At 63.6% G+C, this 24,742-nt stretch carries 21 protein-coding genes; 9 read left to right on the top strand and 12 right to left on the bottom strand.

Annotation, left to right across the window (positions count from 1 at the left end; all coding sequences use genetic code 11):
• Positions 1-87: 87 nt before the first annotated feature.
• The 3 genes from AWB76_RS30840 to fdnG are packed head-to-tail and all read right to left on the bottom strand — an operon-like array spanning position 88 to position 4,747.
• On the bottom strand, positions 88-738 hold the full coding sequence (locus tag AWB76_RS30840) for a formate dehydrogenase subunit gamma (protein WP_061163895.1): 651 nt from the start codon (positions 736-738) through the stop codon (positions 88-90).
• Positions 725-1,669 carry a formate dehydrogenase subunit beta gene (fdxH, locus tag AWB76_RS30835; protein ID WP_061163894.1) on the bottom strand — a complete coding sequence of 315 codons (945 nt, stop codon included), beginning with the start codon at positions 1,667-1,669 and terminating at the stop codon, positions 725-727. Before fdxH ends, AWB76_RS30840 begins: the two co-directional genes overlap by 14 nt.
• A gap of 9 nt (positions 1,670-1,678) precedes the next feature.
• Positions 1,679-4,747, bottom strand: coding sequence for a formate dehydrogenase-N subunit alpha (gene fdnG / locus AWB76_RS30830; RefSeq protein WP_157696245.1), 3,069 nt, complete (start codon positions 4,745-4,747; stop codon positions 1,679-1,681).
• A gap of 264 nt (positions 4,748-5,011) precedes the next feature.
• On the opposite strand from fdnG, the gene AWB76_RS30820 reads away from it, so the two are divergent.
• Together AWB76_RS30820 and AWB76_RS30815 are read left to right on the top strand one after the other, a co-directional pair.
• Positions 5,012-6,346: a YihY/virulence factor BrkB family protein gene (locus AWB76_RS30820; protein WP_061163891.1), complete on the top strand. Its 1,335-nt coding sequence runs from the start codon at positions 5,012-5,014 to the stop codon at positions 6,344-6,346.
• A gap of 323 nt (positions 6,347-6,669) precedes the next feature.
• Positions 6,670-7,836, top strand: a complete 1,167-nt coding sequence (locus AWB76_RS30815; protein ID WP_061163890.1) for a porin — start codon at positions 6,670-6,672, stop codon at positions 7,834-7,836.
• Positions 7,837-7,956: 120 nt separating this feature from the next.
• Here AWB76_RS30815 and AWB76_RS30810 read toward each other — a convergent pair whose 3' ends face one another.
• The 4 genes from AWB76_RS30810 to AWB76_RS30795 all read right to left on the bottom strand — a co-directional run bounded on the left by AWB76_RS30810 (position 7,957) and on the right by AWB76_RS30795 (position 12,029).
• On the bottom strand, positions 7,957-8,823 hold the full coding sequence (locus tag AWB76_RS30810; RefSeq protein WP_061163889.1) for a proteasome-type protease: 867 nt from the start codon (positions 8,821-8,823) through the stop codon (positions 7,957-7,959).
• 67 nt (positions 8,824-8,890) lie between these two features.
• Positions 8,891-9,664: a transglutaminase family protein gene (locus AWB76_RS30805; RefSeq protein WP_061163888.1), complete on the bottom strand. Its 774-nt coding sequence runs from the start codon at positions 9,662-9,664 to the stop codon at positions 8,891-8,893.
• Between the two features lie 3 nt (positions 9,665-9,667).
• Positions 9,668-10,621 carry an alpha-E domain-containing protein gene (locus AWB76_RS30800; protein ID WP_061163887.1) on the bottom strand — a complete coding sequence of 318 codons (954 nt, stop codon included), beginning with the start codon at positions 10,619-10,621 and terminating at the stop codon, positions 9,668-9,670.
• A gap of 1 nt (position 10,622) precedes the next feature.
• Positions 10,623-12,029, bottom strand: a complete 1,407-nt coding sequence (locus AWB76_RS30795; RefSeq protein ID WP_061163956.1) for a circularly permuted type 2 ATP-grasp protein — start codon at positions 12,027-12,029, stop codon at positions 10,623-10,625.
• Between the two features lie 151 nt (positions 12,030-12,180).
• On the opposite strand from AWB76_RS30795, the gene AWB76_RS30790 reads away from it, so the two are divergent.
• Entirely contained in the window at positions 12,181-13,758 is a 1,578-nt protein-coding gene (locus AWB76_RS30790; RefSeq protein ID WP_244173506.1) for an exonuclease domain-containing protein, read from the top strand.
• Here the strand turns inward: AWB76_RS30790 and AWB76_RS30785 are convergent.
• Entirely contained in the window at positions 13,755-14,498 is a 744-nt protein-coding gene (locus AWB76_RS30785; RefSeq protein ID WP_061163885.1) for an SDR family oxidoreductase, read from the bottom strand. The two genes, AWB76_RS30790 and AWB76_RS30785, sit on opposite strands and share 4 nt — an antisense overlap.
• A gap of 122 nt (positions 14,499-14,620) precedes the next feature.
• Between AWB76_RS30785 and AWB76_RS30780 the strand changes: the two genes are divergently transcribed.
• Positions 14,621-15,520, top strand: coding sequence for a LysR family transcriptional regulator (locus AWB76_RS30780; protein ID WP_061163884.1), 900 nt, complete (start codon positions 14,621-14,623; stop codon positions 15,518-15,520).
• A gap of 114 nt (positions 15,521-15,634) precedes the next feature.
• On the opposite strand, the gene AWB76_RS30775 is transcribed toward AWB76_RS30780, so the two are convergent.
• From AWB76_RS30775 to AWB76_RS30765, 3 genes are all read right to left on the bottom strand, one after another.
• Positions 15,635-16,096, bottom strand: a complete 462-nt coding sequence (locus AWB76_RS30775) for an HU family DNA-binding protein (RefSeq protein WP_061163883.1) — start codon at positions 16,094-16,096, stop codon at positions 15,635-15,637.
• A 221-nt stretch (positions 16,097-16,317) separates the two neighbouring features.
• Complete coding sequence (locus tag AWB76_RS30770; RefSeq protein WP_061163882.1) at positions 16,318-17,091, bottom strand: endonuclease/exonuclease/phosphatase family protein; 774 nt, start codon at positions 17,089-17,091, stop codon at positions 16,318-16,320.
• Positions 17,088-19,370, bottom strand: a complete 2,283-nt coding sequence (locus AWB76_RS30765; protein WP_061163881.1) for a VTT domain-containing protein — start codon at positions 19,368-19,370, stop codon at positions 17,088-17,090. Before AWB76_RS30765 ends, AWB76_RS30770 begins: the two co-directional genes overlap by 4 nt.
• 124 nt (positions 19,371-19,494) lie before the next feature.
• On the opposite strand from AWB76_RS30765, the gene clcA reads away from it, so the two are divergent.
• From clcA to AWB76_RS38790, 5 genes are all read left to right on the top strand, one after another.
• Positions 19,495-20,835, top strand: coding sequence for a H(+)/Cl(-) exchange transporter ClcA (gene clcA / locus AWB76_RS30760; protein ID WP_061163880.1), 1,341 nt, complete (start codon positions 19,495-19,497; stop codon positions 20,833-20,835).
• Positions 20,836-20,897: 62 nt separating this feature from the next.
• A complete protein-coding gene (locus tag AWB76_RS30755) occupies positions 20,898-21,926 on the top strand; it encodes an aldo/keto reductase (RefSeq protein ID WP_061163879.1) in 1,029 nt (342 codons plus the stop codon).
• 135 nt (positions 21,927-22,061) lie between these two features.
• Positions 22,062-22,676, top strand: a complete 615-nt coding sequence (locus AWB76_RS30750; protein WP_061163878.1) for a LysE family translocator — start codon at positions 22,062-22,064, stop codon at positions 22,674-22,676.
• Between the two features lie 297 nt (positions 22,677-22,973).
• Positions 22,974-23,141, top strand: a complete 168-nt coding sequence (locus AWB76_RS41210) for a hypothetical protein (RefSeq protein ID WP_157696244.1) — start codon at positions 22,974-22,976, stop codon at positions 23,139-23,141.
• Between the two features lie 220 nt (positions 23,142-23,361).
• The gene (locus tag AWB76_RS38790; RefSeq protein WP_044042785.1) at positions 23,362-23,523 is read left to right on the top strand and encodes a DUF1328 family protein; all 162 of its coding nucleotides are present in this window, start codon (positions 23,362-23,364) and stop codon (positions 23,521-23,523) included.
• Between the two features lie 68 nt (positions 23,524-23,591).
• On the opposite strand, the gene AWB76_RS30745 is transcribed toward AWB76_RS38790, so the two are convergent.
• Positions 23,592-24,710 (bottom strand): diguanylate cyclase, encoded by a 1,119-nt coding sequence (locus tag AWB76_RS30745; RefSeq protein WP_279616465.1) that lies wholly within the window; start codon positions 24,708-24,710, stop codon positions 23,592-23,594.
• Positions 24,711-24,742: the final 32 nt, after the last annotated feature.

Below are 24,742 nucleotides of genomic sequence, written 5' to 3'. Positions count from 1 at the left end.
GGGTGGACGGTCGACCGAGCATATCAGCTAATTCGATATGAAATGGACCGCGCCCCGCACATCCTGGCCCAACGTCGCGACTGAGTTCTACTTCCCGATAGTCTCCCTGAACCACCGTGGATGATGCTTCCTCGCCCATCCATACGTGACGGTTCCACGCGTCATCGCGCCGATCGATCCCTTCACCCACAGCGCCGCATAGATATGCACGATGATCGACACGATCAGCACGAACGCGGTCGCCGCATGCACGACTGAGGCAAGCCGAATCACCGTGATCGGAAAATAGAACGCGAAGTATCTGCGCCAGATCACGATGCCGCTCACGAGCAGCAACACGAGACTCACCACCATCACGAAGAACAGGATCTTCTGTCCGGCGTTGTACTTGCCGATCTCCGGCAGGCGATCCTCGCGGTTGGTGAGCACGTCGTTCATCTGCTTCATCCACTGCACGTCGTTCCTGTCGAGATAGTTGTGGTGCCAGAAACGCAGCGCCAGAATCAGGAACGAAATGAACATCACGCAGCCGACGAACGGATGCAGAATACGCGTCCATTGCCCGCCGCCGAACACGGCATAGAGCCATGACATCGACGGATGAAACATCGCGAGGCCGGAGAGCGCGAGCAGCACGAAGGTGATCGCGGTGATCCAGTGATTCGTGCGCTCGTTCGGCGTGTAGCGCACGATCAGCCGATGTCCCTTTACATCACGCAGTTCGCTATCGTGTTTCATCTGTACGCTCCTGTCCGCCTTCCCGGCGACGCCGCACTTCTTCCGCTTCGCGATGCGCTTCCAGCTCGTCGTCCTCGCTCACTTCGTTCGGGCCGATACGCGTGTAATGGAAGAAGCCCGCGAGCGCCGCGAGCGCGATGCCCACCATCGCGAGCGGCTTCGTCACGCCCTTCCAGATCGACACGAGCGGGCTGATGTGCGGGTCCTTCGCGAGCCCGTGATACAGCTCCGGCTGATCCGCATGATGCAGCACGTACATGACGTGCGTGCCGCCCACGCCCGCGGGATCGTAGAGACCCGCATTCGCGAAGCCGCGCTCCTTCAGATCCTCGATGCGTTCGGCCGCCTGCTGATGCATGTCGACCTTGGTGCCGAACATGATCGCGCCGGTCGGACACGTCTTCACGCACGCGGGCTCCTGCCCGACCGCGACGCGATCCGAACACAGCGTGCACTTGTACACGCGATGATCTTCCTTCGAGAGCCGCGGAATATTGAACGGGCAACCGGTGATGCAGTAGCCGCAGCCGATGCAGTTCTCCTCGTGAAAATCCACGATGCCGTTCGTGTACTGCACGATCGCGCCCGGCGACGGACACGCCTTCAGACAACCCGGATCCTCGCAATGCATGCAGCCGTCCTTGCGGATCAGCCACTCGAGGTCGCCCTTCGGATTTTCGTATTCGGTGAAACGCATCACCGTCCACGAATGTTCCGTGAGGTCGCGCGGATTGTCATAGATGCCGGTCGTGTGACCGATGTCGTCGCGCAGATCGTTCCATTCCATGCACGCCGTCTGACACGCCTTGCAGCCGATGCACTTCGACACGTCGATGAGCTTCGCCACCGTGCCCGTCGCCGGCTCGCGTATTTGCGTCTGCGGCACGGTCGTCGCGGAGAGACGCTTGATATCGAGCGATTGCAGAGCCATCTCGTCCCCCTATGCCTTCTCGACCTTCACGAGGAACGACTTGAACTCGGGTGTCTGCGAGTTGCCGTCGCCCACGGAAGGCGTGAGTGTGTTGACGAGATAGCCCGGCTGCGTGAGGCCCTTGAAGCCCCAGTGCAGCGGCAGGCCGACGGTGTGCACCTTCTTGCCCTCCACGGTCAATGGCTTGATGCGCTTCGTGACGAGCGCCACCGCGACGATATGCCCGCGATTGCTCGACACCTTCACGCGATCGCCCGCGACGACGCCCACTTCCTTCGCATGCTCCTCGCCGATCTCCACGAACTGCTGCGGCTGCACGATCGCGTTCAGGCGCGCGTGCTTGGTCCAGTAGTGGAAATGCTCGGTGAGGCGGTACGTGGTCGCGGTGTCCGGGAACTTGTCGGCGGTGCCGAACGCGGCGCGATCGTCGGGAAACACGCGCGCCGCCGGATTGCTCGTCACGGCCTTGTTGTCCGGGAAAAACGGGTTGTAGCCGAGCGGCGTTTCGAACGGCTCGTAGTGCGCGGGGAACGGTCCTTCATTCATGCCGTCGCGTGCGAAGAATCGCGCGACGCCTTCCGGATTCATGATGAACGGACTCATGCCCTTGTCCGGCGGCTCGTCGACCTTGAAGTCGGGAATGTCCGCGCCTGCCCACGCTCTGCCGTTCCATGCGATCAGCTTGCGCGCCGGGTCGAAGGGCTTGCCGTTCACATCGCACGATGCGCGGTTGTACAGCACGCGGCGATTCACCGGCCATGCCCACGCCCAGTTCAATGTCTGACCGATGCCCGTCGGGTCCGAGTTGTCGCGGCGTCCCATCTGGTTGCCCGCCTGCGTCCACGATCCGCAGAAGATCCAGCAACCGCTCGCCGTCGAGCCGTCGTCGCGCAGCTGCGCGAAGCTCGCGAGCTGCTCGCCGCGTTTCGCGAGCACTTTGGTCTGATCGGTGGGATCGGTGACGTCGGCGAGCGCGCGGCCGTTGTACTCCATCGCGATCTCTTCGGGCGTCGGGCTTTCGGGGTCGGCATACGGCCACGTCATCTTCAGGATCGGATCGGGATACTTGCCGCCCTTCTCCTGATAGGCGCGACGCATGCGCAGCCACAATCCCGACATGATCTCGAGATCGCTCCTCGCTTCTCCCGGCGGCGTCGTGCCCTGCCAGTGCCACTGCAACACACGTGACGAACTCACGAGCGAGCCGCGTTCTTCCGCGAAGCAGCTCGTCGGCAGGCGGAACACTTCGGTCTGGATCTTCGATGCATCGACGTCATTGAATTCGCCGTGATTCTTCCAGAACTCCGACGTCTCTGTCGCGAGCGGATCCATGATGACGAGCCACTTCAGCTTCGACAGACCGAGCCCGATCTTCGCCTTGTTCGGCGCTGCCGCGAGCGGATTGAAGCCCTGGCAGATATAGCCGTTCATCTTGCCCGCGGCCATCAGCTCGAAGACCTGCAGCATGTCGTAGGACTTGTCGAGCTTGGGCAGCATGTCGTAGCCGAAGTTGTTGTCGGCCGTCGCGTTGTCGCCCCACCACGACTTCATGAAGCTCACATAGAACGCGCGATAGTTCTTCCAGTAGCTCAACTGATTCGGCCGAAGCGGCTGCGCCGCACGCTTCTTGATGTAGTCGTCGTAGTTCTGCTCGCCTTCCATCGGCAAGGTCATGTAGCCGGGCAGCAGGTTCGACATGAGGCCCAGATCGGTGAGACCCTGGATGTTCGAGTGCCCGCGCAACGCATTCATGCCGCCGCCCGCGATGCCGATGTTGCCGAGCAGAAGCTGCACCATCGCGCCCGTGCGGATCATCTGCGCGCCGACCGAATGATGCGTCCAGCCGAGCGCATAGAGGATCGTGCCCGCGCGATTGGGCGCGGCGGTGCTCGCGAGCATCTCGCAGACCTTGAGGAACTTGTCGGTCGGCGTGCCGCAGACCTTTGTCACCATCTCCGGCGTGTACGCGGCGTAATGCTGCTTCAGCAGGTTGTAGACGCAGCGCGGATCCTGCAAGGTCGGATCGGTTTTCACGAAGCCGTCGTCGCCGCGCTCGTAGTCCCAGCTCGTCTTGTCGTACTTGCGATGCTCGGCGTCGTAGCCCGAAAACACGCCATCCTTGAACGCGAAGTCCTCGCGCACGATGAACGACATGTCCGTGTAATTCTTCACGTACTCGTGCTGGATCTTGTCGTTCGTGAGCAGATAGTTGATGACGCCGCCCAGGAACGCGATGTCCGTGCCGGTGCGAATCGGCGCGTAGAAATCCGCGATCGATGCCGTGCGCGTGAAGCGCGGATCGACGACGATCAGACGCGCGCGCCGATGCGCCTTCGCCTCGGTCACCCACTTGAAGCCGCACGGATGCGCCTCGGCTGCATTGCCGCCCATCACGAGAATCACGTCCGCGTTCTTGATGTCGACCCAATGGTTCGTCATCGCTCCACGGCCAAACGTCGGGGCAAGACCTGCCACCGTCGGGCCATGTCAGACACGCGCCTGATTGTCGAATGCGAGCATTCCCCAGCTACGCACGGTCTTGTGCGTCAGATAGCCGACCTCGTTGCTGCCCGCCGATGCCGCCAGAAAGCCCGAGGTCAGCCAGCGATTGACCTTCTTGCCGTCAGGCGTGCTCTCGACGAAGTTCGCATCGCGATCTTCTTTCAACAGCACGGCGATGCGATCGAGCGCGTCGTCCCACGAGATGCGTTTCCACTCGTTCGACCCCGGCGCCCGATGCTCGGGATACATGAGCCGGCTCGGGCTATGAATGAAGTCGATGAGCGAAGCGCCTTTCGGGCAGAGCGTGCCGCGATTGACCGGATGATCCGGATCGCCTTCTATGTGGATGATGCTCGACTTGGCATTCTTGGCGTTGTCGCCGAGCCCGTACATCAGAATGCCGCATCCGACCGAGCAGTACGGACAGGTGTTACGCGTTTCTGTGGTGCGCGACAGTTTGTACTGCCGGACTTCGGCGAGTGCGGGTGCCGGAGAGAAGCCCATTGCCGCCAGGCTCGAACCGGCGAGCGTGCTCGCGGAGACCTTGAGGAACTGTCGACGTGACATTTGGAGCATGATTGCCCTCGGCGCGTCGTCGTAAAGTGGGTTACTGAAGTATATGGTGCCCGATTACATCTCGCAGACAGGATGACACGGTATTTGCACCAATCCGCCTGCTGCCCGAGATACATGCAACGAATAATTCATTCGTCGCCAGGCGCAAACCCCGTTTTTCCAGCAAGTCGCGCGCCTGAAGCGGCATGTTCTGGAATGGAACGTGCTCGACGAGAACGACATCGGCGGACATCCGCGCTCCATTCATCGAACCGAGAGGTCGTCATGAGTTCCGTCTCAACGCAAAAGATCGAAGCGGCCGTGAAGAAAGACGCTTCGTGGGCGCTCGGCGCGCTCAAACAATTCTCGGAGAACCGCTGCGCTGCAATGGCCGCGAGCATCGCTTTCTACTCGGCCTTCTCGCTCGCGCCGACGCTCGTCATGGTGATCGCCGTCGCGGGCTGGATCTTCGGGCCGGAAGCCGCGCGCGGGCAGCTCTTTCATCAGGTGAACGGACTCATCGGCGATCAGGCCGCGTCGGGCGTGCAGAGCATTGTCGAGAACGCGCATCGCAGCAGCGGGACGGGGCTCGCCGCGATCATCTCCTTCGCGCTGCTGGCGATTGGCGCGTCGGCGACGTTTTCATCGCTCAATACGGCGCTCAACATCGTCTGGCCGATGGCCGGCGAAACGCGCTCCAGCATCATCACGATGGTGCGCGTGCGGCTCGTCTCGTTCGGGCTCGTGCTCGGCGTCGCGTTTCTGTTGATCGTTTCGCTCGTGCTCGATACCGCGATTCAGGCGGTCGGCATGTGGCTCTGGGCGAACTCGCCGTTCGTGATCGTCGGCGATGTCGTGCAACTCGTGGTCGGGCTCGCGATTTTGACCGTCGCGTTCGGCGCCTTGTTGAAGTTCCTGCCCGATGCGCCCGTGCAATGGCGCGATGCGCTCGTCGGCGGGCTCGTCGCCGCGCTGCTCTTTTCCGCGGGCAAGAAACTGTTCGCCGTTTATCTGACGCATGCGGGCACCGCGAGCGCGTTCGGCGCGGCGGGTTCGCTTGCCGTGCTCCTGATGTGGCTGTATTTCTCCGCCGCCGTACTCCTGCTCGGCGCGGAGTTTTCCGCGGCGCGCGCACGTCTGCACGATCCGCGTGGCGCGTGGGGCCAGCAAAACAATGGCCGCGTGCCGCCGGGCAGCCGCGCGAAAATCGGCTCGCTGCTTGCGGCATCGACGCGCACTTCGGTGCCCGTCACGGCGGCGGCATCCACGACCGCGCCGGTGACGCCCGCCAGCGCTCGCGCGGACGCGCCCGTCAGCGCGAGCGCCCGACGCGCGATCGGCGCGCGCGCGCAGCATGCTCAGCAGCTCACCGGACAGGCGCGCAAGAGAGTGTCCGCCGTGGCGCGGGCGCTGGAGTTGTCGCGCAAGCTGGCGCGCGCCGAATCGACGGCCACGCGCGCCACCGCGCTCGCGATGGTCGGTGCGGGCCGCAAAGCGTCGCACGCCAATGCGGCGGTGCGGCGGCATCCGTGGCGCGCGGTGCTCGTCGCCGCCGGCGCGGGCGTGGCGGTCGCACTGTTGTCTCGCCGCGACGCCGGACGCGACGACGCACAAGACTAGTCGCTCGCGCGACACTGCGCGGCTGTCCGTCTAATCCGAAAAATCGCGTACCGGCACAGCCGTTTGTTATTTGAATCGGGAATAATCGAATATCCGCGACAGAAAGTCCGATTCGAATGTCTGATTACGCGCGGAACTTTTCCGAGACGGCCCTGTCTCCCGAAATTCGCTGACGACCGCCCGGAGACCCTTGACAGGCGGGCGTCGCGCCCGAGTGTGTGTTTTTCGAGACAGTCAATATTTTTTCGTTTCTTAAGTTACGAAACGTTGCGTTATTCTCTGCGCCGGCAACAACGATTTTAATCATTCGCGTGGAGAATTCGATGAAACGAATCGCACTGACGTCCCTCTCGCTGGCGCTCCTCGGCGCAGCAGGCGCGGCGCAAGCACAAAACAGCGTGACGCTCTATGGCGTGATCGACACCGGTCTCGCATATGTCAGCCACGCTAACGCAAACGGCGACCACCTCTTCGGCATGGTCAACGGCACGCTCTCCGGCCCGCGTTGGGGCTTGAAGGGTCAGGAAGACCTCGGCGGCGGCCTGAAGGCGATTTTCCAGTTGGAAAGCGGCTTTGATCCGGGTACGGGTCGTCTGAACCAGGGCGGCCGCGAGTTCGGTCGTCAGGCGTTCGTCGGCTTGAGCGGCAACCAGTGGGGTACGGTCACGTTGGGTCGTCAGTATGACCCGTCGGTCGACATGGTTCAGGGCCTCACGGGCGACAACTACTGGGGCGCTGCCTTCGCAACGCCGGGCGACGTCGACAACTACGACAACAGCCTGCGCGTGAGCAACGCCGTCAAGTACGTCTCGCCGGTGTTCTCGGGCTTCCAGTTCGAAGGCATCTACGGCTTCAGCAACCTGGCAGGCACGACGGGCCAAGGCCAGACCTGGGGCGGCGCAGCGACCTACGCGAACGGTCCGTTCTCGGTGGCGGCAAGCTACTTGTACGTGAACAACCCGACGGCAAACCGCGCGACCGGCTGGAACAGCCCGTCGTCGGACTCGCTGTTCAACACGATCATCAACAGCGGCTATTCGACGGCTCACGCAGTCGGCATCGCACGCGCTGCGGGTCAATACGTGTTCGGTCCGTTCACGGCCGGCGCATCGTACAGCTTCGCGCAGTACAAGCCGGACGGCGCGTCGTCGTTTGGCGAACAAGAGAAGTTCCAGGTCGCCAACACGTACCTGAACTTCCAGCTGACGCCGGCAACGCTGCTCGGTCTGGGCTACACGTACACGCACGGCGCGGGCGACACCTCGGCGAACTACCACCAGGTCAGCCTGGGCGCCGACTACTCGCTGTCCAAGCGTACGGACGTCTACGCAGTCGGCGCGTACCAGCACGCAAGCGGCTCGCAGCGCGTGACGAACGCGGACGGCACGCAATCGAAGGTCGACGCTACGGCTTCGATCAGCGATTTCGGCTTCGACAGCGGCCGCAACCACCAGGAACTGGTGCTGATCGGTCTGCGCCACAAGTTCTAAGAATAACCGGCTGGCGTGGCACGCACGTGCCGCGCCGGAAGGATCGCAGCACCCTCGAACAGCCATCGGTTTTCCGATGGCTGTTTTTTTATTTGCGCACCGTCATGCGCATCTCGAAGATTACCGCTGCGGCGCGTTGCCCTTCGATTCGACGTCCTGTGCGAGCGTCTGCGCGGGCGCGCCGGGACATGGCAGATCGCCGATGACGAGCCGCGGCACCGTGCTGCGCGTTTCGCGCGGCCGCAGCGGGACGTTGTCGAGCTCGGTCCACGAAGGGTTCGGAATCTCGCCGAAAAGCTGCCTCAGACGCTCGCCCCACGTCTTGTTGATCATCTGGTAGTACGCGCTGTTGTTGTCGAGCGTGGCGAAGCGCGTGACGCGCAGCGAGTCCTTCTCGTAGACCAGCAGATCGAGCGGCAGGCCGACCGAAAGATTCGAGCGCAGCGTCGAGTCCATCGAGATGAGCGCGCATTTGGCGGCTTCGTCGAGCGGCGACGCGGGCGTAATGACACGGTCGATGATCGGCTTGCCGTACTTCGATTCGCCGATCTGGAAATACGGCGACACACGCGTCGATTCGATGAAATTCCCCGCCGCGTAGATCATGAACAGGCGCGGCGGCTGGCCGCAGATCTGCCCGCCGAGGATGAAGCTGCAATTGAAGTCGACGCTGAATTCGGCGAGCGACAACGCGTCGCGCCGATGCACCTCGCGCACCGCATCGCCGATGATGCGCGCGGCTTCCGCCATCGTCGCGACGGTGTAGAGCGTGGGCGCGTTCGGGTCGGACGGCTCCGCGAGCAGATGCGTCACCGCCTGCGTCAGCGCGAGATTGCCCGCCGCGAGCAGGACGAGTACGCGCTCTCCCGGCTGTTCGAAAACAACCATCTTGCGCGCGGCGCTCACGTGGTCCACGCCGGCGTTGGTGCGCGTGTCGGACAGGAACACGAGTCCCTCGTCCACGCACATGCCCACGCAATAAGTCATGTCAATCCGTCCTGGAACAAGCAAAACCCACATTGTACTGAGCGCGACCGCGCGTCGCATCCATCCGTTATTGATCCGGCCGCGCCTCGGTGCTCACGTGCACGATCAGCGTTTCCTCTTTTCCGCCGACGCGCGAGCCCCGCACCGGCGCCGCCGATTCGTAATCCCGCGCGACGGCGAGACGGCAATGGCGTTCGCCGGCGAATGCGGCCTGCGTCGCATCGATCGACACCCAGCCGTGCTCGATCCACACATCGGTCCAGGCATGCACGGCGGAATCCAGATAGCCACTGACGCAGCGCGCCGGCACGCCGCGCGCGCGGCAGCATGCGAGCATCAGATGCGCGAAATCGCGTGCATCGCCGAAGCCGTTTGCAAGCGCTTGCGCGGCCGTGGCATACGCCGGATCCTGCCGATACCGCACGCGCTCGCCGATGCGCTCCGCCAGCGCGACGAGCGACGCGGGCGTATCGAGCGCATCGACACGCTGCGCGAGCTCGCGAATCGCGGCATCGGGCGACGTCAGCGGCGTCGGACAGGTGAAATGTTCGAGCGGAATCGGACCGGCTTCGTCGAAGAGACGGCCATCGGACAAGGCTTCGGTCTCGATCTCGCCCGCCACGCTCACGTGGATCTCGCTGTGCGGCTTCGTCAGCACAAGCGTGTGCAGCGCGTTGCCGTAAGCGTCGCGCGTGAGGTCGAGCTTGCCCGGCCCTTCGACATGCCAGTGCCGCACGATCTGCGACGCTCCGCTCGCCGGACTCACACGAAACTGCTGGATCGAATATGTGACGGGCGTCGCATAGCGATAGCGGATGTCGTGACGAATGGTCAGCAGCATGATTTACGCGATCGGCAACATGAGGAACGTGCGCATCACGCGCAGGCCGAGCTCGTCGACACGCTTCAGGAACTGCGTGAGCCACGCGTGCACACCGGTCTCGAGTATCTGGCGGATGTCGGCGTACAGCACGTCGGCGCGCAGCTTGCCCGCGAAACGCTCGCAATCGCGGGACGCATCGGTGCGCAGCTTCGCGAGCGTGTCGCAGACGCCTTCGAGCGATGCGATCAGCGAACGCGGCATCTGCTCGTTGAGGATCAGCAATTCGACGACGCGCGCGGGCGTCACGACATCGCGATAGACCTTGCGATAAATCTCCAGCGCCGACACCGAACTGAGTATCGACGTCCAGTAATAGAAGTCTTCGAGCTGGCGCGCCGCTTCGCGCGAGTTCGGCGTGGCATCGGCGAAACGGACATCGAGAATGCGCGCCGTGTTGTCCGCGCGTTCGAGATAGGCGCCGATCTGCATGAAGAAGAACGCATCGTCGCGCAGCGCGGTGCCCTGCATCACGCCGCGGCACAGATTGGAGCGGTACTTGACCCATTCGAAGAGCGCATCGGGGCTCGTGTCCAGTTCCATGTTCGCGAGCCGCTGATTGAATTCGAGCCACGTGAAGTTGATCGTTTCCCAGCCGTCGGTGGTGAGCGTGCCGCGCACCGCGCGCGCGTTTTCCCGCGTCGCCTGAAGACACGACAGAATGCTCGACGGATTGCGCGCATCGGCGACCATGAAGTGCAGCATGTCCTCGCGCGAGCGCGATCCCGGATGACGTTCGTCGAACATGTCTTCCAGCTCGGATATCTTCAGCACCGAGCGTTGCGCGCGCACTTCCTGCTCGGGCGTCTGCGGCAGCATCGCGCCTTCCATGTTGATATCGAGCATGCGCGCGGTGTTCTCGGCGCGCTCCATATAGCGCGCCATCCAGAAGAGGTGATCGGCTGTGCGGCTCAACATGTCATTCGACCATCCACGTATCTTTGGTCCCGCCGCCTTGCGATGAATTGACGACGAGCGAGCCTTCGCGCAGCGCGACGCGCGTGAGTCCGCCCGCGCACATCGACACTTCGCGTCCCGAGAGCACGAACGGCCGCAAATCGATATGACGCGGCGCGATGCCCGCCTCGACGAAGGTCGGGCAAGCGGAGAGCGCGAGCGTCGGCTGGGCGATATAGCCTTCGGGCCGCGCGACGAGCAACGCGCGAAACGCCTCGATTTCCGCGTGCGTCGATGCCGGCCCGACGAGCATGCCGTAGCCGCCTGCGCCGTGCACTTCCTTCACGACCAGCTCCGGCAGATGCGCGAGCGTGTACGCGAGATCGTCAGCCTTGCGGCATTGATAGGTCGGCACGTTGTTCAGGATCGGCTTCTCGCCGAGATAGAACTCGATCATGTCGGGCACGTAGGGATAGATCGACTTGTCGTCGGCGATGCCGGTGCCCATCGCGTTCGCGAGCGTCACGCGTCCCGCGCGATACGCGGTCAGCAGGCCCGGAACGCCGAGCACCGAATCGGCGCGAAAGGCGAGCGGATCGAGAAAATCGTCGTCCACACGGCGATAGATCACGTCGACGCGGCGCGGCCCGTGCGTCGTGCGCATGAACACGTAGTTGTCGTCGACGAAGAGATCCTTGCCTTCGACGAGCTCCACGCCCATCTGCTGCGCGAGGAACGTGTGCTCGAAATACGCCGAGTTGTACATGCCGGGCGTCAGCACGACGACAGCCGGATCGTCGACGCCTTCGGGCGCGATCGAACGCAATGTGTCCAGCAGCAAGTCGGGATAATGCGCGACCGGCGCAACGCGGTTCTGCACGAAGAGTTCGGGAAAGAGCCGCATCATCATCTTGCGGTTTTCGAGCATGTACGACACGCCCGACGGCACGCGCAGATTGTCTTCGAGCACGTAGAACTCGCCCGCCGCGCCCGCGCGCACCACGTCGACGCCCGCGATATGCGCGTAGACATCGAGCGGCACATCCACGCCCTGCATTTCCGGCCGATACTGCGCGTTCGTGTAGACCTGTTCGGCGGGAATGCGCCCGGCGAGCACGATGTCGCCGTCGTGATAGATGTCGTGCAGAAAGAGATTGAGCGCCTGCACGCGCTGGCGCAAACCGGCTTCGAGCACGCGCCATTCGTCGCCGGGAATGATGCGCGGAATCATGTCGAAGGGAATCAGCCGCTCGGTGCCGGACAGGTCGCCGTTCACCGCGAACGTGATGCCGACGCGCCGGAACAGCACGTCGGCCTCGGCGCGTTTTCTCGCGATGGTCTCGGGGCGCTGCATCGCGAGCCAGCGGGAAAACCGTGCGTAGTGGCTGCGCACGGTGTCGTCCTGACGCATTTCATCGTAGATCTGCATCATTGCGTCCTTCGTTTTTCGGCGCGCTTCTTTGGGCCGTTTCATTGCAGTATCGGACGAAAGTGCGTGACGTGCGGCACTTTTTTAACGCGCGCTCATGGTGCACGACGGTTTCGCGCTAGACTGCCCGCTCGACGTTCAACGTTTCATCATGTCCGACCCTCTCGAAGACGAAGCCGATTCCCTCGCCGATGCCCTGCTCGCAGGACTCGCGCGCCCGATCGTGTTCGTCGATCTGGAAACCACAGGCTCGAACGCGACCGAGGACCGCATCACTGAAATAGGCGTCGTGGAAGCGAGCACGGCGGGCATCGAACGCTGGAGCGTGCTCGTCGATCCGGGCGTGCCGGTGCCGCCGTTCATCTCGCGTCTGACGGGCATCGACGATGCGATGCTGCGCGGCCAGCCGAGCTTCGAATCGCTCGCGCCCGCGCTTGCCGAACGGCTGCACGGCAAGCTCTTCGTCGCGCACAACGCGCGCTTCGACTACGGCTTTCTCAAGAACGAATTCCGTCGCGCGGGCATCGCGTTCCGGGCGGATACGCTGTGCACGGTGCGGCTGTCGCGCGCGCTGTTTCCATCGGTGGAAAGACATGGTCTCGATGCGCTCATCGCGCGGCTGAATCTCGCGCCCGAAGGACGCCATCGCGCGCTCGCCGATGCCGATCTCCTCTGGCAGTTCTGGCAGAAGATTCACGCGCTCTATTCGCAGGATCTCGTCGATGCCGCCATCAAGACGCTCGTCAGGCGCGCGAGTTTGCCTGCCGCTTTGCCCGAAGGCGTGCTCGATGCGCTGCCGTCGACGCCCGGCGTCTATCTCTTTCATGGCGACGACGATGTGCCGCTCTATGTCGGCAAGAGCATCAACCTGAAACAGCGCGTTTCGGCGCATTTTTCGGGCGATCACAGGCTTCAGAAGGACTTGTCGATCTCGCAGCGCATCCGTCGTATCGAATGCCGTGAGACGCTCGGAGAACTCGGCGCGCTGCTGCTCGAAGCGAAGCTCGTGAAAGATTTGAAGCCGACGCACAATCGCCTGCTGAAGGGCGCATCGGCCACGTGCGCGTGGCAGTGGCTGCCGGGCGCGCACGCGCCGGTGCTCGTGAAGGCGAACCGGCGCGATCTCTCGCGCGAAGAACATCTCTTCGGCGTGTTCGCATCGCGTGCGAAAGCGCATGCGTACATGCGCCATCTCGCCGATGAACACGATCTCTGTCACGCGACGCTCGGGCTCGAGAAAGCGCCGTTGTCGCAGGGTCGCGGCTGCTTCGGCTATCAGGTGAAACGATGCCGCGGATCGTGCGCAGGAATCGAAACGCTCGCGGAGCACGCAGCACGCGCGCTCGATGCGCTCGAAGGCGCGCGCATCGTGAAGTGGCCGCATGAAGGACCGATCGCGATCCGCGAGCGCGACGATGAATCGGGCCGCGAAGCATGGCACGTGATCGATCGATGGTGCTATATCGGCACCTGCGCGACGCGTGACGGGATCGCGCCGCTGCTCGCCGATGCCCCCGACTTGCGCCCGTTCGACTCCGACGTCTACAGCCTGATCGCGAAGCGTCTCGCGACGGAACAACTGCAATGGATCGCGTGCGATGCGCGGCCTGCGTTTCATCTCGTCGTACAAGACGCGCCCGCGCGCGCCGCCGTCGTGGTCACTCAGCAGACGAAACGCGCGGTCAAACGCCGCGCGCCCGCCGCCGATCAATACGCACTGACGTTCTAGGCGATGCCGCCGTTCGCGCGCAGCACTTGCCCGTTGATCCAACCCCCATCCGGCCCGACGAGAAACGCGACGACCGACGCGATATCGTCCGGCTGACCGAGGCGTTCGAGCGGCGGCATCTTCGAGGACGTGGCGATCTGCTCGTCGGTCTTGCCGTCGAGGAACAGCGACGTCGCCACCGGTCCGGGTGCAACCGCGTTCACCGTGATGCCGCGTCCGCGCAGTTCCTTCGCGAACACATGCGTGAACGATTCCACTGCCGATTTCGTCGCGTTATAGATCGCGTAGTCGGGCATGTTGAGCGCGAGCGTCGTGCTCGAAAAGTTCACGATGCGCCCGCCGCCGTTCATGCGCGCCGCCGCTTCGCGCAGCGTGTTGAAGGTGCCGCGCACGTTGATGTCGAAGGTCTGGTCGTAGAGCGCATCGCTCGTGTCGGAGAGCGGCGTGGTCTTCAGCACGCCGGCGTTGTTGACGAGCGCATCGACCTTGCCGAGTTCCGCCTCGACAGTGTCGAACATGCGGCGCACGTCGTCGGCCTTGGCGACATCCGCCTTCACCGCAATGGCCGCGCTTTCCGCTTCGCGCAATTGCCCGACGAGCGCATCCGCTTCCTTCGCGCTCGACGCATAGTTCACCGCGACCGCGAAGCCATCGCGTGCAAGACGTCGCGCGATTTCAGCGCCGATACCGCGCGACGCGCCCGTGACGATGGCAACGCGCTTCGACTGTGTCTGACTCATGATGTGCTCCTCAAAGTGAGCTGTTCGATGAAGAGCATGATGAATCATTCCGTTTCCGCGATCATCGCACGTGGCTTAGTATCATCGTTCCAGTTGCTTTAACAATCTATCGCCCGTTCGTCATGGATCGATTCCAGGAAATGCAGGTCTTCGTGCGCATCGCGGAGCGCCACAGCTTCACGCAGGCCGCCGACGATCTTCAGATACCGCGCGCCACCGTCACCAATCTGATGAAGCGCATGGAGGAGCGGCTCGGCGCGCGCCTGCTCGAACGCACGACGCGCACCGTGCGGCTCACGCATGACGGCGAGGAACACTATCGGCGTTGCGTGCGTCTGATCGCCGATCTCGAGGAAGCGGAAGGCTCGTTCAAACACGCGGAGCCGAAGGGACTGTTGCGCGTGAATCTGCAAGGCACGCTCGCGCGGCATTTCATCATGCCGGGACTGCCCGCGTTTCTCGCGCGTCATGCGCAGATCGAACTGCATATCGGCGAGGACGACAGGCTCGTCGATCTCGTGCGCGAAGGCGTGGATTGCGTGCTGCGCGCAGGCACGTTGCAGGATTCGTCGATGATCGGCCGGCGCGTCGCGCTGCTCGAACAGGTCACGGTGGCGAGCCCTGCGTATCTCGCACGTGAAGGCGTGCCGAAGGATCTCGCAGCGCTCGCATCGCATCGCGCGGTGAACTTCGTGTCGAGCGCGACGGGCCGTGTCATGCCCCTCGAGTTCACCGTCGACGAGCGTATCGAGAGCATCGAATTGCAGGCGCCGGTTTCGGTGTCGGGCGTCGAACTCTATACGCAGGCGGCGCTCGCGGGACTCGGCATCGTGCAGGTGCCGCGCTATCACATCGACGATGCTCTCATCGACGGTCGCCTGCAAGTCGTCCTTCCCGATCTCCCGCCGCCACCGATGCCCGTCTCCGTGCTCTATCCGCACAACCGGCAGCTCTCCGCTCGCGTACGGGTTTTCGCGGATTGGTTGAGCGAGATCTTCGCGCCATTCAACGCGCGCAGCTAACCGGAAGCACAAAGCAAAAGAGGCCAGCATCCCTATGAAAGGGAAGCTGGCCTCTTTTTCATCGAGCTTCGATTTCGCCAACGAAACCGAAGCCGCAACGCTCGCGGATGGAACTTAAGCCGCTGCGTCCTTCAGCTTCTTCAGCGCGCGCGCCTTGATGCGAACGCTTGCCGGCTTGGCCGGGAACCAGCGCTCTTCACCCGTGAACGGGTCCTTGCCGAAGCGCTTCTTCTTCGCCGGCACGGCTTGCGCGGAGATCTTCAGCAGACCCGACAGCGTGAATTCGCCAGCGCCCTTCTTGTGGATGGAACCGAGGATGGTGTCTTCCAGCGCGACCATCACGGCCTTGACCGCCTTCACGTCGACAGCGGCGCGCTCTGCGAGATGCGTCGCGAGCGATGCCTTCGTGAACGTGTCCTTGACCGGCGAGGGAGCGCCGCTCGTGGTCTTCTTCGCGGCTACTTTCTTCGCGGCAACCTTCGGTGCTGCTGCTTTCTTCACCGGTGCGGCAGCGGTCTTCGCCGTGGCCTTCTTGGCCGGGGCTTTCTTGGCAGCGGTTTTAGCGGAAGTCGGCATGTTTCTCCTACCTGTTTTTTGGTCAGTGATATTCGAATACGTTCGCACCGATGCGTTCGTATCACGCCGGATTCTACATAGGCCAGGCGAGTTCGTGCGAGTCTTTTGCGCTTTTATATCGTTTTTATAGGGGTTTTTCGTGGCGTCGCGCTGACACGTGACGCATGAAGGCATCGTCGGCGATGTTCTTCGATGCGTTTACGTCGCATACGTCATGCGTTTTATCGCTGCATCGACGATGCACACGCACGATGCGCGATATGCGCGATGAGCGGATAGTGATCGGAAGCGATGCGCGAAAGTCGGGTGCGATGCACATCGACACGCATGAGACGCTCGCCCGGATGCACCCAGATGCGATCGAGCGCGAAGAGCGGATAGCGCGTCGGAAACGTGCGCAATGCGCTCGCGCGATGAAAGCGCGTGACGAGCCGACGCAAGGTGCGGCCATAGACGAACCACTCGTTCAGATCGCCGAGCAGGATCACGGGCAGCGCGGGCGTATCGAAGCTTTGCAGCACTTGCTCCACTTGCGCGCGCCTTTCGCTCGATGCAAGACCGAGATGCGTCGCGACCACGCGCCATACTTCGCCGCCGCAGTCGATATCGGCATCGAGCGCGCCGCGCGGCTCGCGGCTCCTGAACGAGAGATCGAGCGTGCGCACCGCGCGCACCGGATAGCGCGTGAGCACCGCATTGCCGTAGCGGCGCGCGGGCGTGTCGAGCGTCGGGCCGGCTACGGCATGCAGATTCGTCATGCGTTGCAGCACGTCGAGCACATCGGGCGAGCCGCTGCCGCCGAGCGGCACTTCCTGCAGCGCGAAAATGTCCGCATCGATTTCGGCGAGCACTTCGCCGATACGCTCCGGCGCGAACTTGCCGTCGATTCCTATCGCGCCATGCAGGTTGTAGGTCGCGATACGCAGCTCGCGCGCGCGGGCTTCGTCCATGTCTTTGCGTTCGATGACGGTCTCGTTCTCGTGCATCGGCGTCATGAGTTGACCTCGTCCGGGCGCTCGTTTTTCGTCGACGTCTCGCGCGGCAGCGTGCCGTTTTCGCGCAGTTCGCTCGCGCGCTTCGCTTCGTCGCTTGCGCGGGATTTGTCGGCATCGCTCGGCGCACCTTCGTGCGCGTGCTGCTGCTTGCCGCCGAGAAAGCGCTGCAACAGCAGCGACACGCCGATCAGCGCCGCGCCGATGCCGATCAGCACCGCGAACGAGCCGACCGTCGGCCGATGCAGCGACGCGACGAGCTGATGCGCGAACGCGACCGTCAGCACGATACCGGGGCCCATGCCGAGCATCGTGCCGATCATGAAGTCGCGCATGCGGATATGCGAAGCGCCCGCCACCAGATTGACGATCGCGAACGGTGCAACGGGCAAAAGCCGCAACACGACGACCGCGACGATGCCGCGCTTCGCCACGCGTTCGGACAGCCGGTTCACGCGCGCGCCCGCGACTTTGCGCACCGCGTCGCGGCCGAGCCAGTTGCCGAGCGAATAGGACATGGCCGCGGCGATCATCGTGCCGATGAACGCATACGCGCCGCCCCACGACGCGCCGAAGACGATGCCCGTCGTCGCGATGAGCACCGTGATCGGCACCGCGACGACCGCCGCGATCACATAACAAAGAACGATCCAAAGCGGCGCGAGCGGCAGCGAATCGATATGCCGCGTCGCGTTCGTGAGCGCCTTCAGGTTCACGAAATCGCCGAGCGGCGTCCAGTGCCACAGACCGGCGACGACCACGATCATCAGCGCGAACATGCCGAGCAGCGCGAAGCGGCCGATGAGCGGGCGCGTCTTTTCCGCGGGCACGAACTGATCGACGAGTTCATCCGCGGCGATCGGCGTTTCGGGATCGATCAGCGCTTCGGGCGGAATCAGCTGATCGAGTTCCGTCGACACTTGCGGATCGAGCGGCACCATCGTGCGATATTCATCGCGATCGCGCGAGAGTGCCTGAATCGCGGCGTTCATGCCGTTGCGCGCCTGTCGTTCGCGCACGACATCCGCGATCTCGCAGCCGAGATGCTCCGCGAGCAGCGTGTCGCGCATCGTCGCAATCGCGCGGCGGATACGCGTGTCGGCGCCCGCGTCGATCGACACGTTGCATTCGCTGTCGAGCACCATCGAGCGATTGTTCAGATTGGCCGAACCGACGATCAGCAATGCGTCGTCGACGATCATCAGCTTGCTGTGCACGTTGACGATTTCATCGCCGAGATTTGGCACGCTCGGGCACAGCAGCCGATAACGTCCGTGCGTGTCGGCGTTCTTCAGAAGCGTGTGCAGGCGCGCGCGCAGCACGCCCATCGTCACTTCCTGAAGCCAGCCGCTCTGATTGCGCGGCGCGACGATCGCGAGATCGGGACCGTCCTCGCGCGCAAGCGATTCAGCGAGCGCGGCGCCGATCGTCCCCGACGTGAAGTACTGATTCTCGATATAGATGCTGCGCCGCGCCCGCGCGATGGCGTCGAGATACTGCGTGCGAATCTGCCGCACCGGTTCGCGCCCGAGATAATCGGGCTCGGTGAGCGAAATGGCGACATCGACATCTTCCAGATCGACACGGCGAGACGGCGGCCACGGATCTTGGCGAAGCGCCGCGCGATGCGAGCGGATCGCGAGGCGCTTGCCGCATGCGCGCGCCCATCGTTCGCGCGCGAGCAGGCCGATTTCGCGGGCGGCGTCGCCATCGAACATCGTGTGGACGTCGTGGAACGGCTGATACGCCGCGCCGTTCGCATCGCGGCGCAACGGCTCGTCGGGCGCGTGCGCGGTCGTGTCCCAGCGCGAGCGCGTGAGATCGAGTCCGCCGACGAACGCGAGCCGGTCATCGATCACGACGAGCTTCTGATGCTGCGAGCCGCCGAGCGGATGCTTTCCGTCCATCTGAAACGCGATGCGCCGATGCGTGCGCCAGCCCATCTTGTAGACCGGAAGCCATTCGCGCTCGAAGGCATAGAGCATCGCGAAATCCCACGCGAGAATGTAGATTCGCAGACGCCGCTTGTCGCCGGCAAGCGCATGCAAAAAGTCGCCGAGCGCTTCGGGATAGCCATCGTCCGCGCCGCCGGGCGTGAGCTTCATGCGGCTGTCGATATCCCAGCCGAGGATGAACACCGTGCGCTCCGCGCGCGTGAGCGCCTCGCGCAGCACGCGGAAATAATCCGCGCCGTCGATGAGCAGACTGAAGCGCTCCGCACGACGCACGCTCGCGCAATTGCGTCCTGGCTGGAAAAACGGTTCGTCGTTTGCGTGATTCATGTGCCTCTGTGTGCCGCTCCATGCAATTCGCGGCGAAATGACTTTCGTTTTGCAAGCACCATGCCCGCCGCGCCGCGCGGTGATACCCTTCATTGCACATGCCGATTGCGGAGCGACATGCGCGATGAACGATAACGAAGTCACCGAAGTGAACATCGACAACGACGAACGCGCAGGACTCGTTCCGCTCGCGGCGGCGTCGGTGGTCGTGGGTGCGGCGACGGGCGCGATCGGCGTGATGTTTCGCTTCGCGCTCGAACGCGGCGATGCCTGGCGCAACGCGTTCATCGCGTGGGCGCATGCGGGCCACGAAGCGGCGATCGTGCTCGTCATCCTCGCGACGGCTTCGGCGGCCGCGCTCGCCACATGGCTCGTCGCGCGCTTCGCCCCGATGGCGAGCGGCAGCGGCATTCCTCATGTCGAAGCGGTGCTGCACGGCAAGGTGCCGCCCGCGCCGCTCGTGCTCATACCGATCAAGTTCGTGGGCGGCGCGCTCGCCATCGGTGCGGGACTCGCGCTCGGCCGCGAAGGTCCGACCGTGCAGATGGGCGCATCGATCGCGCATGCCATCGGCACGTGTTTGAGGCGCAATATCGGCGATTGCCGCGTGCTGCTCGCCGCCGGCGCGGGCGCGGGGCTTGCCACGGCGTTCAACGCACCGATCGCGGGCGCCGTCTTCGTGCTCGAAGAACTGATGCGCCGTTTCGATACGCGCACCGCAGTGGCGGCGCTGGGCGCATCGGCGAGCGCAATCGCGATGGCGCGTTTGCTGCACGGCGATCTGCCCGACTTTCACCTGCCCGCGCAGCCGTTTCCGGGCTTCGAAATGACCGGCGCGCATCTCGTGTTCGGCGCGTTGCTCGGACTGCTCGGCGCGGTCTATTGCCGCGTCATTCTGTGGACGCTCGATGCCGCCGAATCGATCGCGCCGCCGTCATCGGTCAGACGTGCGACGGCGCGCGCGGCGGCGATCGGTGCGGCGGTCGGTCTGCTCGCGTGGTTCGCGCCCGATCTCGCCGGCGGCGGCGATGCGCTGACCGAACGCGCGCTCCTCGGCGCCGGCACCGTCGCGAGCGTGATGGCGATGTTCGCGGTGCGCTTCGTGCTCGGCCCCGTGTCGTACGCGGCGGGCACGCCCGGCGGCCTCTTCGCGCCGATGCTCACGCTCGGCGCGCAAGCCGGACTCGTGTTCGGCCGCGTGTGTCTCGACTGGTTCCCCGGCATGGCGGACGCGACCGGCGGCACGGCCACGTTCGCGGTGGTCGGCATGGCGGCGTTCTTCGTCGCGGTGGTGCGCGCGCCGGTCACGGGCATCGTGCTCGTCACGGAGATGACGGCAAGCTTCACCCTGCTTCTGCCGATGCTCACCGCCTGTTTCACCGCGATGATCGTGCCGATGCTCCTGCACGTGCCGCCGATCTACGATTCGCTCGGCGAGCGCGCGGCGAAGGGTTATCGGCGCTGACGCTGCATGCGTCGAGCCATTGCGGTAGTCTCGTCGATGAACTTCATCCACGAGGACAGGCAATGGAATATCGACATCTCGGTGCTTCGGGCTTCAAGGTTCCCGTATTGAGCTTCGGCACCGGCACTTTCGGCGGCAAGGGCGAATTTTTCCAGGCGTGGGGCGAGACCGACGTGAGCGAGGCGCGCAAGCTCGTCGACATTTGCCTCGATGCGGGCGTCACGATGTTCGACACCGCCGACATCTACTCGCGCGGTTCATCGGAATCGATACTCGGCGAAGCACTCAAGGGCCGGCGCGACAAGGTCATCGTCTCGACGAAGGCCACGTTCCGCTTCGATCAGGACGATCCGAACGCCGTGGGTTCGTCGCGCTTTCATCTCGTCCGGGCGGTGAACGCGGCGCTCGAACGATTGCAGACGGATTACATCGACGTGTTCCAGTTGCATGCGTTCGATGCGAAAACGCCCGTCGAAGAAACGCTTTCCACGCTCGACGATCTCGTGCGCGCGGGCAAGATCCGCTATACGGGCGTATCGAATTTTTCGGGCTGGCATTTGCAGAAATCGCTCGATGTGGCCGACCGTTACGGTTATCCGCGCTATGTCGCGAATCAGACGTACTACTCGCTGATCGGCCGCGATTACGAATGGGAGCTGATGCCGCTCGGACTGGATCAGGGCGTCGGCGCGATCGTATGGAGTCCGCTCGGCTGGGGACGTCTCACCGGCAAGATTCGCCGCGGCCAGCCGCTGCCGGAAACGAGCCGCCTGCACAAAACCGCCGACATGGGTCCGCCGGTGCCGGACGACTATCTGTATCGCGTCGTCGATGCGCTCGATGCCATCGCCGAGGAAACCGGCAAGACCGTGCCGCAGATCGCGCTGAACTGGCTGCTCCAGCGTCCGACGGTGGCGACGGTGCTGATCGGCGCGCGCAACGAGGAGCAACTGCGGCAGAACCTCGGCGCGGTCGGGTGGAACCTCACGGCCGAGCAGGTGAAGAAGCTCGACGAGGCCAGCACGGTGCGGCCGGCGTATCCGTACTGGCATCAGCAAGGCTTCGCGGAACGCAATCCGTTCCCCGTTTAAGCGCGTTGGACGGGCGCGGCGAGCTGTCGCGCCCGGACACCGTATAGGAAATCAGCCGACAATCTGTACCGGTACTGTACCGGAAAGCTTCCGTACACTTGACGCTCATCCAGTTTTTCATTACCGGAGCGCGCCATGCCCACGGAACTTCTGAACGCCCTGCCCGCCGCCGCGCTGTTCGCGCTGGTGACGACCATCACGCCCGGCCCCAATAACACGATGCTGCTCGCCTCGGGCGTCAACTTCGGCCTGAAGCGCACCGTGCCGCACGTCCTCGGCATCAGCGCGGGCATGGCGATTCTGATGATCGCGGTCGGTCTCGGGCTCGCGCAGGCGTTCGAGCGCCTGCCGTTCCTGTACACCGTGCTGGAAGCGGCCAGCGTCGCGTATCTGCTGTATCTGGCGTGGAAGATCGGCACGTCGTCGTCCGTCCAGATGCGCGACGGCCAAGCGCGCCCGATGCGCTTTCACGAAGCCATCGCGTTCCAGTGGATCAATCCCAAAGCGTGGATGATGGTGCTCACCGCCGCGACCACGATTCATCTGCACACGAGTCTTTCGCTGAATGCGGCGCTGATGGCGCTGGTGCTCGTCGTGATCGGCTTGCCGTGCATCACGATGTGGGCTGCGTTCGGCATGTCGCTGCGGCGCTTTCTCGCGAATCCGCGCCGCCTGCGCATGTTCAACATCACGATGGCCGTGTTGCTCGTGCTGTCGCTGTATCCGATCGTCGCCCATTTTTTCGCATGACGCATGGACCGGGAATGCGTAACTGAAAAGCGCGCGCGCTCTTTGCCTCGGCGCGCGTCCCGGTGCATACTGACCTTACGCGCCGGCACGCAAAATATGCCGTCCCGCTTGCAAGATTGGGACTGCGTTTCTTTTCCGTCAGCACGGTCTGTTTATCTTGCCGCCCGAACGATCCTCGAGTGATCCTTAAGCGATCCTTTAAGGCGGACTTTCAGCCCGGCGCGTACAAGCCTTGCTAGTCCGTTGGTTCGCGCCGAATTGTCGGCGCGGCTTTGAAATCTGTTCAAGGAGTACGCCATGTCTGGAGCCAATCGCCCGTCCGGTCCTGCCACGCGCAAATCCCTCGACCTAGCTGATCAGATCGAACGCGATGAACTGGAGAACAACCTGCCGGATGCGCTCAACAGCGTCGACGATGAAGACGACGACGATGAAACCGACTCCGATCGCACACAAGGCCGTTAGCCTCGACAGCCGGGCCCATCGCGCATAGGCCAAGCGCGATCCGCAACGCCGCAATGCGCTTTCGTCATTGCGGCGTTTTTGCATCATGAACGCACGCCGCGCCGGGCACGTGCGTTGCTTTAAGGATCCGCGGCAAGAACCTGATGAGCGAAAGCGGCGGCATCGATCCGCCTGTCTATCGATCAACGACGACTCACGACGACCAACACTGGAGGGCACTATGCTCCGTTACGCTGCCATCTTTTTCATCATCGCGATCATCGCGGCGGTCTTCGGCTTCGGGGGGATCGCAACGGGTGCGGCGGAAATCGCCAAGATCCTGTTCTTCATCTTCATCGTGATCTTTCTCGCGACCCTGCTGCTCGGCGTGTTCAGGCGATGACGCCGTCCATGCGGCACACGCCATAAAGACAAACGCGCGGGCTTCGATGAAGGCCGCGCGTTTTTTCATCAGGTGATGATCACCCGGTTCCTTCCATCCCGCTTCGCGCGATACAGCGCGAGATCCGCCGCTTCCACCAGCTGTTTCGATGCATCGTCGTGCATGACCGTCTGTGTCGCGCCGCCGACGCTGATCGTCACGCGGCCGCTCGCCGAACCCGTATGCGGCACGTCGAGCGCCTCGACCGCGATGCGGATCTTCTCGCCGAGCAAGCGCAAGCCCGGCGCCGACGTCGACACCAGCACCACCGCGAATTCCTCGCCGCCGAAGCGCGCCGCGAGATCGACGGGACTGTTCAGACTCGATTCGATCGTGTGCGCGACGAGCTTCAGCACATCGTCGCCGGCGACGTGGCCGTAGGTATCGTTGTACGACTTGAAGTTGTCGACATCGATCATCAGAAAGCCGATCGATGCACGCTCGCGTGCCGCGCGGCGCCATTCGGCATTCAGATAATCGTCAAGACGGCGACGATTCGACAAACCCGTCAGCCCGTCCGAATGCGTCAGCCGCTGCAATTCCAGATTCGTTTCGAGCAGCTTCTGTTGCGATTGACGCAACGCGCGATACGCCTCGTCGCGTTGCAGCAGATTCTGATACGAACGCGAGTGATAGCGCACGCGCGCGACGAGCTCGATCGTATCGGGCAGTTTCACGAGGTAATCGTTCGCGCCCGCGGCAAACGCCGCGCTCTTGATGCGCGGCTCTTCTTTCGTCGAGAGCACGATGATCGGGATATCGCGCGTCGCCGGATGCTCGCGGTATTGACGCACGAGCGTCAGACCATCGACGCCGGGCATCACGAGGTCTTGCAGAATGACCGTCGGCCGCGTTTCCTGCGCAATGCGCAGCGCTTCTTCCGGATTGGCGCAGTAATGCAGGTCGACGTTGGGCTCGTCGGCAAGCGCGCGACGCAGCGCCTCCGCGATGATCGCCTGATCGTCCACGAGCAGCACCATCACGGGCAACTCGGCCGCGGGCGGCGCGTTCAATGCGGCTGCGAGCAGATCGGACACGGCACGCTCGTCCGCCATCGCACGCGAGCCCGCGCGTTCGACGCTCGCCGAGGCTGCCTGCGCGGCCCGTTTCGCGCGTTCGGCCAGCGGATCGGGGTGAGGAAGTTTCATGAACGTGTCCTGTGTTGAGTGCTTGTCGGTTT

It is taken from the genome of Caballeronia temeraria, assembly GCF_001544795.2.
In the GTDB taxonomy this organism is placed as follows: Bacteria; Pseudomonadota; Gammaproteobacteria; order Burkholderiales; family Burkholderiaceae; genus Caballeronia; species Caballeronia temeraria.
The sequence above is the reverse complement of the archived record's forward strand: the minus strand, read 5'-3'. Positions and strand labels throughout refer to the sequence as shown.